This window comes from Shewanella sp. S1-58-MNA-CIBAN-0166 (assembly GCF_040310085.1).
Taxonomy (GTDB): Bacteria; Pseudomonadota; Gammaproteobacteria; order Enterobacterales; family Shewanellaceae; genus Shewanella.
Genome location: NZ_JBEOPN010000025.1, coordinates 60,799 through 74,118 on the forward strand (window position 1 = coordinate 60,799; position 13,320 = coordinate 74,118).

Annotated in this window: 10 protein-coding genes; 7 read left to right on the forward strand and 3 right to left on the reverse strand. The window is 44.3% G+C overall.

All coding sequences use genetic code 11. From position 1 onward, the window contains the following. Positions 1-894 precede the first annotated feature (894 nt). The 3 genes from AAEY99_RS15200 to AAEY99_RS15210 form a co-directional block, all read right to left on the reverse strand. A complete protein-coding gene (locus AAEY99_RS15200; protein ID WP_182743844.1) occupies positions 895-2,472 on the reverse strand; it encodes a general secretion pathway protein GspF in 1,578 nt (525 codons plus the stop codon). A gap of 143 nt (positions 2,473-2,615) precedes the next feature. Further along, positions 2,616-5,054 carry a LamG domain-containing protein gene (locus AAEY99_RS15205; protein WP_351011052.1) on the reverse strand — a complete coding sequence of 813 codons (2,439 nt, stop codon included), beginning with the start codon at positions 5,052-5,054 and terminating at the stop codon, positions 2,616-2,618. Between the two features lie 2 nt (positions 5,055-5,056). After that, on the reverse strand, positions 5,057-6,325 hold the full coding sequence (locus AAEY99_RS15210) for a hypothetical protein (protein WP_350996312.1): 1,269 nt from the start codon (positions 6,323-6,325) through the stop codon (positions 5,057-5,059). 304 nt (positions 6,326-6,629) lie between these two features. Here AAEY99_RS15210 and AAEY99_RS15215 point away from each other — a divergent pair, with 304 nt between their 5' ends. The 7 genes from AAEY99_RS15215 to AAEY99_RS15245 all read left to right on the forward strand — a co-directional run bounded on the left by AAEY99_RS15215 (position 6,630) and on the right by AAEY99_RS15245 (position 13,319). Then, the gene (locus AAEY99_RS15215) at positions 6,630-9,287 is read left to right on the forward strand and encodes an HzsA-related protein (RefSeq protein WP_351011053.1); all 2,658 of its coding nucleotides are present in this window, start codon (positions 6,630-6,632) and stop codon (positions 9,285-9,287) included. Between the two features lie 57 nt (positions 9,288-9,344). Next, positions 9,345-10,085, forward strand: coding sequence for an outer membrane beta-barrel protein (locus tag AAEY99_RS15220; RefSeq protein ID WP_162022689.1), 741 nt, complete (start codon positions 9,345-9,347; stop codon positions 10,083-10,085). Further along, complete coding sequence (locus AAEY99_RS15225; RefSeq protein WP_194956126.1) at positions 10,055-10,717, forward strand: outer membrane beta-barrel domain-containing protein; 663 nt, start codon at positions 10,055-10,057, stop codon at positions 10,715-10,717. Before AAEY99_RS15220 ends, AAEY99_RS15225 begins: the two co-directional genes overlap by 31 nt. A gap of 77 nt (positions 10,718-10,794) precedes the next feature. Further along, on the forward strand, positions 10,795-11,298 hold the full coding sequence (locus AAEY99_RS15230; protein WP_101087756.1) for a TlpA family protein disulfide reductase: 504 nt from the start codon (positions 10,795-10,797) through the stop codon (positions 11,296-11,298). Between the two features lie 4 nt (positions 11,299-11,302). After that, positions 11,303-11,563, forward strand: a complete 261-nt coding sequence (locus tag AAEY99_RS15235; RefSeq protein ID WP_137226525.1) for a DUF4266 domain-containing protein — start codon at positions 11,303-11,305, stop codon at positions 11,561-11,563. Beyond that, positions 11,550-12,704 (forward strand): DUF3570 domain-containing protein, encoded by a 1,155-nt coding sequence (locus AAEY99_RS15240; RefSeq protein WP_351011055.1) that lies wholly within the window; start codon positions 11,550-11,552, stop codon positions 12,702-12,704. The genes AAEY99_RS15235 and AAEY99_RS15240 overlap by 14 nt, the downstream gene beginning before the upstream one ends. Before the next feature lie 54 nt (positions 12,705-12,758). Continuing rightward, positions 12,759-13,319 (forward strand): AraC family transcriptional regulator, encoded by a 561-nt coding sequence (locus AAEY99_RS15245; protein ID WP_351011057.1) that lies wholly within the window; start codon positions 12,759-12,761, stop codon positions 13,317-13,319. Position 13,320 lies beyond the last annotated feature (1 nt).

Consider the following 13,320-nt stretch of genomic DNA (forward strand, 5'->3'; position numbering starts at 1 on the left):
TGATTAATATCATCCTACATTTGCTATCTTGTTGAAGTAAAGTAATTAAATGTATCTAACAGACAAAAACAAACCGAGCTTGTGCGTAAAGTAGAATTTGCCTTCACTTTACAAAAAACTAAAGATAACAATATCAGATAATTACGTTTTTCATATTGATAAACCGATAAAACTAAAGAACGACTTTTAATCATTCTTTAGCGTAAATCGATGAAAAACTATTATACCTGTACATAAAATTAGTACATGCCACATAAAAGTGTGCCTGCTGATTTTTCTTTAATTCTTTTGATTTTCACATGCGAAGCATGTGGCTTTTGGGGTTAAGGGGTATCCCCTTGCCCGAGTTTATCTCCCATTGGAATACACCTTGGTACAGAAATGATCAAACTTTATGATAAACGCACAGATGGCCGAGCATACAAAGATTGTACTTGCAGCATGTCACAGAAGTGTTTGCACTTGAGGTAATTCTGTCACATCCATTGTGAACCAACATCAACAATCACTAACAGTTGTCAATCCGTCAGCAACGAAGAAATAGAGCCTCGAGTATAAGCGCGGCTGTGACCGTCCATGACATGGACGTCATGGCCGAGCTTACAAGGATGTACTCGCTGCGTGTCACAGAAGCGTTTGCCCTTGAGGTGATTAGGCCACATCCATGAGCCAATATCCTCTGCACTTTTGTGTCGAAACACAGCCAGCAACAAAGAAATAGAGCCTCGAGTATAAGCGCGGCAGTGACCGGCCATGACATGGACGTCATGGCCGAGCTTACAAAGATGTACTCGCAGCGTGTCACAGAAGCGTTTTTACTTGAGGTGGTTCTGTCGTATCCATGCGAGCACAATATAAACAATATCCTTTGTTCCTCCTCCACAAAGGGTATAACTACACTATTGGTTGAAACGCGGTTAATGAATCAAGCATGGTTGCATTGCCTAATCCTTGTCCTGGGGCAACTGAGGTAAATTGGCTTTGTTCGCCATGTAGAGCCATATAATTTAGCAATACGGTTTCTACCAACAAGTTAACGTTATTGGCCGACGGGGCTGACGCGGTATCAACGGATGCATCGCTGCGCATAAAACCAATTTGTTGTTTTCTGGCCATTTGGTCGGCGCTGCCTCCCATTAATTGTGGTTTGCCAGACGGATTGTAAACCAAAAAGAATGACGCGCCTGTTGATGAGTTATCGCCAGTCCATTCGCCTTTACCACGCCCTTCCATGGAGTCATCGATACGGCCATTACTGGCAACAGAGCCATCACTGAATACGTATAACATTAACGGCATATTACGACGTGAAGCATATTCTAAACACGCGCCCATGCAGCGACCAGCTCGTAAGTCTCTTAACTCACCTGTGGCACGCTCGCCTGTGTGATAGTCAAACCCACCCATGGTGACCGTGCCCGCACCAGAAAAGCCATTAACCACTAACTTCATAATGGACGCGGTTTTTTGGAACTCAGACTCAGAGTCAAATTCATTAATCCCAAATATGCCACCAGGACCGACAATATCAGGGTCTAACAATGGGTTTAATGTTGATGGGTCGCCAAAACGGTCGGCAAGATCGGCACTTTTAACATAACCACAATTAACCAAATCTTTAATCACATCACCGCGGGTAACTTGCGTGTTCACTGCCGCCATTTTTTGCGCGCTAATACGTTGAATACTTTCCATTACGGCCACAGCATCACGTTGCGACAATAAACTGAATAAATCACCTACATCCACTAAACCCGTTACGTCTGAAGGGCGATCAATTTTAGTGGGCCGTTTGCTTAAATCGATAAAGTTGGTGGGCGCCATTGAATTGCCGCCGGAATCTGAGTTACGTGAGCCCACTAACGGCATTAACGAACCGTTCGCCCCTGCTGCCGCAATGGCATACATAGGATTGTGTGGATTATTACCCGTGTCATTATCTGAGCGATTGGGGATCACAGCACCGTTGATACGTGATGCGGTATCAGATGATACTTTCTCTAAAATTCCGCGTAAAAAAGCCGAGTCAGAGTGAAATGCCAATCCTAAATCAGTATTAATAAAATCAGACATTCCCGCATTGGGATTAGCAATTGACGGAGCCATATCACCAGGTAAACCCAGCTTGTTATAACCGGCCGTAGATAAGAAATCTTGCTGGCCACCTGCGCCGCCAACCAACACATTAGAGCCCGCTATATTGGCACCACCGGCTAAATCGAAACTAATAAACGGAATTTTGCCCGCCCCTTGTACGCTTATGCCGCAAGAGTCTCTTAGTGCTTCAAGATCGGGGGATAGCGCCGCATGAGCATTGTTAGGGTTAGCAAACAGGCTAAATAACGATAAACCAGCAACTGCGGCGCCGCCTTTGTACAAGCCTGTCGAAATAAAATCTCGTCGAGTCATCGGCTTACTATGGTCAGCAAACAACAATGGACTGTCTGGATGAAGGTGCTTAGGTCTAGTCATTGTTGAATCCCTTTTGTGCCCGTATTACGGCTATATCAGTTGCATGGGTTAATCGTGAAAACGTCAATCCAGCAACCGTTTGCCTTGACTGCTGTACGGTTGATGCTATCAATCGCTGTAAATATCGTTTCATACTGTCGCCCCTATTGCACTAGCATCACGGCACTGGCCAATACCGCAGCACAACTAGACTTAGCGATAGTACGGGTGCGCTCTGCAGTACAGGTGCCACTACAAACCGACAGACCGCTCACTAAGCTATCAAGTTCATTGTAAACCGAACTTTGACTTGGCTGACTGGCTAACGATAACGGCATAAGTTGGTTAATTAACGGGTTCAATAAATTGGCGCGCTCAGTGGTATTTAACGCCACACTAGGTACGGCAGTAAAGTCCACATCTGGGAACCAATTACTGCGAATCGTGTTGTCTTCAATCGCAGTATCACAATAGGCAATGGCAAGCTGGGTGATGCCCATTTGCTGCGCAGAGATAAAGGTTTCGATATTTTCAAGACTCGGTAATTGACGTTTAACTAACTGATAGGTGTTAAATACTTTAGTCGATTGTTGGTCAACGCCCGTGAGCATACTCATACTGTGATTGATTTCAGCAAAGTTACGCACACCGACTTGAGCCGATTGAGTGGTTGCTGGCACCTCGGCAGGGGTAACAAATACCCCAGGTAACACTACATTGGTGTGTTCGCCTAATTGTTCAAAGGTTAAGAAAAACTCATCCAGATTAGCGCCTTTTTCAAGGGCGATAATAGTACCCAATGCTGAGATAGAAAACGGCTCTGCAATCGCTTGAGCTGCCGATACTGATAAATCGAGATTCGCGTATGACTGGCCTTGAGCACTTTCTTTACCGTTAATACCGATACGTAAGCCTTTTAACGCAAAGCTGTCTGCTACTGGCGTACCGTCAATGTTCACAATGGCAGCATTACTAAACAAATAGCTGTAGTTATCAAACTGACTGACTTCAAACATGACGTAGGTATTGGGAAGATCAATTAAATGACTAATCGAGAAAAGTAAAAAGAACTTTTCACCCACTCCAACATTATAATTTTGCTGTACTTGCTCAGGTGCGAGTACCCGATTATAAATGGCTAATAAGCGAATATCGCCTTGCCATACATGCTGGTTTGACGCTTCTCTACCCAAAATAAGCGCGAAGCTGTCGTCCCAATTGGCAAGTGGCGAAATGTCTTCATCGACCACATCAATCAATTGACCATTAACGTAAATACTGCGGCCAGTGGTGGCATTGTAAGTCATCACTACATGCTGCAATGTGGCTTGTAATACCTCATCCGCATCTGGTGTACTTAATGCTGGCTCGCCATTGGTACTAGATGCTTGAGTGCGCAGCATAAAGTCATAGTTATATTGAGTTTGGCCTAAGGTAAAATTACGTGCGCTGTCTCCCGCAGAATAGGTCACTATTCTGGCTGGACCTTCTTGAGTTACGTTATTGGGAGTGACCCAGGCTTCAATAGAAAACTCACCTGTTGCGGTAATTAAATCATGCAATTTTTTGCTGTTAGCGGTACTCGCCTGCGCTTTACCGTTAGTAAACGACAAGCCCCAACTGCCCAACCAATCTACATCACCGGTTAAGGTCAAATTAGCGGCTGGAGATATGCCTGAGGTGTCATAAGCAATGCTGCCCTCACCTGTTTTAAATTGATATAAAGCAATTACGTCAGTTTCAAAACGGCCACCACTTGAGGCGGTAATGCCATCGGTTAAACGTAATGACTTTGACACCACCATGTCTGGTGAAATCTCATCAAGTTCAATGCCATCACTGAGCGCCATAATCGCATCGCGCATTTCAATGCTATCGTCTACACAATTGCTCCAGCAGTTATGAAACTCCGAACCTAAACGCACCACAAGCCTTGATTGCGCTGGGTCGTCTAAGTTAATCACTCCTTTGGCGGCTTCATAAGCTTGGCTCACATCGGTGCTGGCAAAAAATGGCGACTGGGGAGATTGTGCTGCTTCATTATGGCAAGACACACAATATTGATTCACTATGGGATAAACGTGCTGACTGAATAAACTGCTGTCATCAGGGAAGTTTTTACTAGAACCTGGATCACGAATAACCGGTGCAGTCAGCTCAATAGTATTGACCGTACTAACACGCTCATCGGCCCATAACTTGATCCATTGGGTCATGGTTTCACCACAAGCTGAATCACTTGCGAGCCAACAATTGTGTCCACCAGCGACTTTACTGACTAAACGTGAAGCTTTAGGGTCGGTTAAGTCAACCAATGGATTCGTGGCAGCATAAGCATCGTTAACGTTATTTCGACTGGCAAAATAAGGCGCTTGATTACCTTCTGTATGGCACGCACCGCATTTGTCTTGGGTTGAGATGTTATCCCACAACGATGCTTTGTATTTTTGAATATCAGCCGTTGCTGCTGCAGGGCCGGTATACACGTCAGATTGTGGCGTTTGTTGCGCAGGCGGATTCTTTTCAACATCCCCGCCACCACAAGCAGAAAGCCCGATGATTAATGAGGCAATAACAAGGCCTTTAGCCATTAAATATTTCACGGTTATTCTCCCATACAGTAGTTGCCAACTTCAGCAAAAACGCGCTTAAGTTGGTAAGAGTTCTGTTTAAAAGAAGCCGTAGTAGCACTAATTTGTGCAATATCAGCTTGGCTTTCTGCGTCTCGTAAACACACAGTTTTAAACACCTTTTTAACTTGGCATTGGGCGAAGGCATTACTGTTTGCCAGCTCTTGGCCTAAGGATTTAGCCCCACTACCTTGACCAGACAAACTGTTATCCCAACCCAATTTTTGATTAGGGCCTTCGCGCCAGTAATTGTTCCATCTATCGTTTGGTGTGGCATAGCCAAAAGGAAAACTGGTTGAATTGATATGATACTTACCTTGCACTCGTGTGCCGGTGGCGGGGTCGGTTTGACCGCTGGTGTTGTAAGCTATTGCTCCAGCTTCACCCGTTGGATCTTGGTCACGGTTAAACTCATATTCATAAAAAGCAAACGCTTGCGCCAGTGGATCCATACCACTGTGACAACTTGAGCAGTTATTGATAAATAAACGGCTGTCTCCACCAGGGCTGCGGCTGACATCTTGTCGAATACGATCGGTTGGGCGGGTGTTGTCTTTTAATGGCTCTAAATCGGTACACAAATGATTCATTAAGGTAAAACGAAACATCGCGCGGTTAGTGCCTAAATAGAAAAACTCTTTCGCAGCGGCGCGGCTAGTTAACACCCCTGCAGTTGCATCTGCAGGTAATCCATTCACACTCGATTGAGTGGTGCGCTCTAAGCCATCTTTTAAATCAATAAATTGGTCTTCTAATGCCTGATAATGGTCATTATTGTTGCGATTGTAGCCGGGTAAATTTAAACTATTCTTACCCACATACACCATGTCGGCTTGCAGAATATCTCTAAAATCAACATCGTCTCTAACCGCACCAATCACAGTGGCTGAATAGTCATTTAACGGCGCAAAAATGTCTTGATCAATATTGGTCCACGGTGTGGCGAATAATTTCAACGTCGTAGAATAAAATGCCGGTGTTTCCATTGCGAGGTAGGCGGCTTCGATGGGTTTGCCGTCATCAAGTAATGCTGCCATATTTTGCAATGTGGTTTCGGAAGCTGGAACCCCAGCTATGCGGTCATGCAATTGTTTTGCTTGCTCTAAGCTGGCAGCAACCACATTGGCCGACAAAAGGCTCAATACACCAAGTGCTAATACACTCATAAACGGCTTAAAATGCATCGTTTTTCCATAATAAGATAATAAGCTGAAGCTTTTTACCGTACGAAGTCGTTGCTTCATACTGTCTCCTTGTTAGCACTTGACTGCCTGGTATTGAACTGAAATTGATATTTGGACATGATAAAAATCGAATGGTGCTGATTAAATCATTCAACGGCTCACATTAAAAGTTTTTATTTTGTTAATTTTTTTGACACTTGCAGCCAATAACTTGGCGCCAAAAAAGCGTCTTGCCGTGTCAAAATAAAGTATTCAAATATTTAATAAAAAATGTTGAAACACTGGGCCTAGAAAGCAATAATGTCAGCCGCAATAGGGTTTTGCTATGATACTCACAAAAATAATAAATCGTTAAGGAAAACAAATGAGGCCGACTTTGGGCTATAACATTATGATGTTTACGGTAATTACATTGTTATTGGGATGTAACACCGAAACAGCAATTAAAGATCAACAGCCTGATCCCGTTCTTGTTGAATATCCTGTGGCTTATATTGAGCGTAATTTAACTGCGGTCGATCAAAATCCTGCACAATTTGAAGATCTTAATCCAGGCCATTTTAATCCTGGCGCGCAACTGCTAATTAAAAGAAATGCATTTGCAGACTCTCCAGCAACCAATTTAACGACAACATTGTTTGGCACTGATCAGCTTATTGATATTCGCGATTTGTCGGTGTCAGATGGTGGTCAACAACTGCTTATGGCCATTCGCGCACCTGAAATCGACGGTGTTGACGACGATGAACAACCTAAATGGAACATCTGGCGTTATACGGTAGCAAGCCAAATCTTAGAACGAATCATCAGCAGTGACATAACGGCAGAGCAAGGCGATGATTTAATGCCGGCGTTTTTGCCCGATGGCAGAATTATATTTGCCTCAAGCAGGCAGCGTTTATCTCGGGCAATTTTGCTTGATGAAGGTAAACCACAATACACAGCATTAGATGAAAGCCGTGCTAATGAAACCTTTAACATCCATGTAATGGACCCAGACGGCAGCGCCATTAAGCAGTTAACCTTTAACTTAAGCCATGACTTTTACCCATTGGTTCTGCAAAGCGGAAAGATTTTATACAGCCGCTGGGATCGAATGGGCGGCGACCACGGAATTAACCTGTACCGTATGAATCCAGACGGAACAGAAAACGAATTAGTATTTGGCTGGCATTCGCATCAATTGACCCTTGACGGCCAAACCGAAGCGATTGATTTTATCAAGCCACAACAATTAGCTAGCGGCGAAATATTGATGTTGCTTTCATCACAGGACGACACCAGGATTCAAAAACGTCCGGTGCTGATTAATATTGACGACTACATTGATGCCCAGCAAGCCACTGCCAATTCTGGCGCGCAAGGCGAAGCGATTACAGACGCCACGTTATCAGAATTTAAATTCTCATTTTCTGCCGCATTATCAGAAACAGGTAGAATCAATCATTTATACCCACTACCCGATAACAGCCAGCGCTTTTTAATGAGTTGGGATTTGTGTCGTGTTGTTGTAAATGACATCGTCCGCGCCTGCGGTCAACTCACCGCGGAGCAACTCGCTGACGACAATCTGATTCAAGCCGATCCCTTATACGAGCTGTGGCTACTCAACAATGCCAACAACACCCAACAATTGGTGGCCACAACAGCTCAAGGGACGGTGCTAACCGAATCGGTGGTGATGCAACCTAGCGCACAACCAAAAACCTTTATCGCGGACAAGGTCGTCGGCAACGAACTTGATTCACAGCTAAGTCAAGAATTGGCTGGTTCTATCCACATTCGCAGCGTATATGACTTTGATGGTATCGACACCACTGCCAACGTAGGTGGTATTAGCCGTTTAAGTGACCCATCGCAAACACCCGCAGCCAACTTACCGGCTCGCTTTTTACGGATTGTGCGTGGTGTTCCCATGCCACCCGACGATGTTAGAGACATTGCCAATACCGATTTTGGCCGCAGTAATAACCAACTCATGCGCGAAATTGTCGGTTATAGCCCAATTCAACCCGATGGTTCAGTCAAAATAAAAGTGCCTGCTAATGTCCCATTGGCCATCAGTGTGTTAGATATCAATGGTCAGCGTATTGGCGGACGCCACAATCAATGGATCACCTTAACGCCGGGTGAAACCCTAGAATGTACCGGCTGTCATACTGCTAACAGTCAACTGCCTCATGGCCGACTCGACGCCCAAGCCCCTAGCATTAATACCGGAGCCGCGGGTGGTTCTGCCTACCCTAATGCCACGAGTAATATCATTCCTGCGCAAGGACAAACCATGGCCGAAGCCAATGAAATGGTCAATGGCCTTGCCGAGCTTAGCGACAGTATTAAATATCAAGATATTTGGACTAACCCAGTATTGTCTGCCGTTAATCCAAATGTTGAATACAGTTACAGTAATTTGGCCACACCGGCGCCTAATGGCAGCGAATGCTTTGACAATTGGACTCCCTATTGCCGCATTCAAATCAATTATGTTGAACATATTCAACCGCTGTGGGACTTAGCTCGACCCGTTATAGACGCAACAACTCAAATAATCGTTGCCGATAACACTTGTACCAATTGCCATAATATCGTCGATGCCGATGGCGCGGTGCAAGTGCCTGCGGGACAGTTGTCGTTAATCAATTCACCTTCAAGCGATCAAGCTGCACACTTAACCTCATACCGTGAACTGTTTTTTAACGATGTTGAGCAAGAAGAAGTCGATGGTATTTTAATCGACAAATTAGTTGAAGTGCTTGATGCCGATGGCAACGTAGTTTATCAAGTAGACAGTAATGGTGAGCTTATTCTTGACGCTGACGGTAACCCTATCCCGGTGTTAACCACAGTCAATGTGCCGGCAATTTTATCGACTAATGGCGCGCGTTCAAGTAACACATTTTTTGAGGTGATGAATAACACCACCCATCAAAATATGCTGTCGGCCGATGAGCTCAAATTACTTAACGAATGGTTAGACATTGGCGCGCAATATTACAACACGCCATTTTACTCACAGGACTAACAAAGCATGCCACAAGCAAAACCATAGGTTTGCTTCATGACTTTGCGATAGGGAATTATGCAAACATATTTACGAAACACCTTTTTGCTACTGACAATACTGTGTTTAAGCCCCGTATTACAGGCCGACGATAACCCAAGTTTGCGGATCGATGTGCCCTTTATTGAGCTGCATTCAGGACCAAGTGATGGCTATCCAGTGGTTTCAGTTATCGAGCAAAACGAAATGGTAACGGTGTTGCTTAAGCGAACGTCTTGGTTAAAAGTACTAAACAAACGTGGCGTTGAAGGCTGGTTTCATGAAGATAACCTAAAGGGTTTATCCCAAGATGGCCAAGCTATAAATGCTAACTTGATAACAGAACAAGACGTCATCAATCGCCAAATTGAAGCCGGTGTCATGTACGGCGATTTAGAAGGTGCCAACTTCTACAATATTTATGCGGGCTATGCATTTACCCCAGTATTTAGCGCTGAAATATCAGCAGGTAAAGCACTGGGGAGTATTTCAGACAGTGACGTATTTGAAGTCATGCTGTTTAGCCAACTTTTACCCGAGTTAATTGTCGTGCCATACATTGGCGTTGGCGCGGGGATCATTAATACCGAACCCCATAGTGTGTTAGCCGACACCGAAGCGCGCCGCAGCACCATAATGAGTGCGGCAGCTGGCATTAAATATCACCTTGCACGTAACTTTTTATTACGGGCCGAATATAAACTCTCGTTAGCCTTAACCGACCGAGATGAAAATGAAGAGATCCAAACATGGAAAATAGGATTCAGCGTATTTTTTTAGTGCCTTTGTTCACTGCTAGTACTTTAGCGTTGACCGCATTAATGCCAAGCTCAGCAGCATTTGCCGCAGACGATACCCCTAATACCGTCAAAGCCGATGTAGAACGTCGCACTGTGCTTGATGATGTTATCGATACTGAAAACGTTGAAGTGGGTATTCAAGGCGGTATTTTGTCGATTGAAGATTTTGAATCAAACCCTTGGATAAGTGCGCATGTGGGTTATCACATCAGCGAACATTTTTATGTCAAAGCGCGTTATGCCCAAGCCAAAGCGGGTGAAACCAGTTTTGAAAAATTGTCTAATGCGGCGCCATTGTTAACTGATGCTGAGCGCGAGTTAACTTACTACGGCTTAAACATTGGTTATAACCTACTGCCTGGTGAGATCTTTTTCAGCAAAGACACAGTGTTTAACAGTGTGTTTTCGATTGAATTAGGTGGCGGCAGTACCGAGTTTGCCGGTGACGAGCAATTTACCGTCAACCTGACTGCAAACTACCGAGTGTTTTTAACCGACTGGATTGCATGGGATTTAAGCATGAGTGATTACCTGTTTAATACCGAGGTCACTGGCGCATCTAAAACAACCCATAACCTGAATTTTGCTACGGGTGTGTCGTTCTATTTTTAATCCACCTCGATAGTGGTCGTTAAAAGAGACCATAGAATATTCGAGTAGCAAAAGTGAAAAACCAATAAGGAAATACAATGTTGTTCAGTCGATTTAGTGGTAAATGTCTTATTGCATTAGGTGCAATATTGTTGTCGATGCAGGTACAGGCGCTCACGCTTGGCCAAGCTGCACCCGACTTCACCTTAAAAAACCAGCAAGGGACTAACCTCAATTTAGCCGAGCAACGTGGCGAGATTATCTTGATCAACTTTTGGGCATCTTGGTGTGGACCATGCCGTAAAGAAATGCCGATTTTGCAAAAATTACAAGACAAGTATCAAGACCTCGGCGTTCAAGTCTGGGGCATTAATGTTGAACAAGAAAACCAAGCAGGCAAAGACTTTCTAGCCGATCTTGATTTACGTTTCCCAATATTTTTCGACCAAACCAATTCTTTGTCTAAGACCTATCAAGTTGAAGCCATGCCAACCACAGTGATTATTGATCGCGATGGTAATGTGCGCTTTGTATTTCAAGGCTATAAAGACGGCTTTGATAAAAAGTATGCTGCCGCTATTAAACAGCTGATTAGGGAGTAAATTGATGAAAAAAACCTTATCTCCTCGTATCACTGCTTTATCGCTTAATTGCATTGCGCTATTAAGCTTAATTACTTTGAGTGGCTGCACGAGTATGGGCATTGAGCCTTGGGTTAAACCTTACGAGCGTCAAAATTTAGCCGACCCCATCATGCGCTTAAATCGCCATCCAAGTGCCAGCATGCATATGGCTCACGTACTTGAAGGTCGTGAATCGGCCCGTGGCGCTGAAGGAACCGGAGGTGGTGGTTGTGGCTGTAACTAATTTGCTCAATAAAAGCATTAAGCTATTCACGGCATTACTTGTCAGTATGACGTGCTTGTCTGCCCAAGCTGCAGTGCTCGATCCTGATCGCGCTGACGTGTTGTATCACAGCTACGAAGGCGGCGGCATGACCATTGATGGCCCGTCAGTGTTACTCAGAAAAAAGACCTCTGAATCGGTCGCATTTACCGCATATTATTATTTAGACAGTATTTCATCCGCATCTGTGGACGTTATCAGCACTGCCAGTGCGTACACAGAAAAGCGTAACGAAGGACAATTTGGGGTTGAATACCTGCATGACAAAACCTTGATGTCGTTTAACCTGCGTCAAAGTGATGAAGACGATTATTTAGCCCAATCATTTAGCATCAATGTGTCACAAGACACCTTTGGCGATTTAACCAATTTAAATCTGGGTTTGTCTTATGGCGATAATGAGATTCGCCGCAATGGTGACGACCAGTTTGAAGAGCAAAGCGAGCAATATCGGATTCGCGCTGGCATCAATCAAGTATTAACCCGCAACCTTACCGCAAGCTTTAACGTTGAAGCTATAGCAGACAGTGGTTATTTAAATAACCCATACCGCACAGTGAGATACATAGACAACAGCGTTCCATCTGGTGTGGCTTATCAGGCAGAAGTGTACCCAGAAACCCGCAACTCGTTTGCAGCAAAGTTCTCGGCCAGTTACTTTTTACCTTATCGCGCAGCCTTGTTTTTTCATTACCGCCACTTTAACGACAGCTGGGAAATCACCGCCAGTGATGTAGAGCTTGGATATCGACATCCACTAGGCAACAGTATCGAATTAGAATTTAAAGTGCGTTATTACCAGCAAACTCAAGCTGAATTTTACAGTGACTTGTTTCCTTATCGCGACGCGCAAAACTACCTTGCACGCGACAAAGAACTCAGTGACTTTAGCGACATCACTTACGGGATAGGCATTACCTATCAATTACCCGCCTCGGTATCGTTTGGCGACACGCGTTCAGAAGCATCGCTGCAATGGGATTATATTGACTTTCAATACAATAACTTTAGAGACCCTACCGCAGATGGCGGAGTGGGCAACGAACCGTTTTATGGGTTCTCTGCCAATGTCATCCGCGCTTTTGTCAGCGTGTATTTTTAATTGATCGCCCTAAATATTGATACTTTTAACAACGTAATTGCCAAGGCCATAACTATGACTACCGACCGTAAATGGGGTGCTTTTTTAACGCGGTTATTCGCAGCAACGTTACTGATTGCTGGTTTATTTGCATCACCAGCCCAAGCTGAAGATACCAAACAAGGCAATGGTGCATTAGCCAGCGAGCTTGAAGACATTAAAAGCCAAGTACTAAAACTCAATCGCGATCTATTTATTTTAGAAGAAGATTTATTGTTTCCTGCCAGCACCCAAATCGCGGTTTTTGTGTCGGTTGATGTGGGCCGATTTCTCAAACTCGACAGTGTTGAGTTAAAAATTGACGACAATAATGTTAGCGGTTTTTTATATACCGAACGTCAACGCAAAGCATTAGAGCAAGGTGGAATTCAGCGTATTTACCTGGGTAATCTTAAAATGGGCCCTCACCTGCTAACCGCAATATTTACTGGCAATGATGCCGAAGGTCGTACAGTGCAACGGGCCATTAGCCATAATTTTGATAAAACCGATGAAACAGTAATGATAGAACTCAAAGTCGAAGACAGTGAATCAAGCTATCGGGCTGATATCAAAGTCGAACAGTGGGTATTGTAAA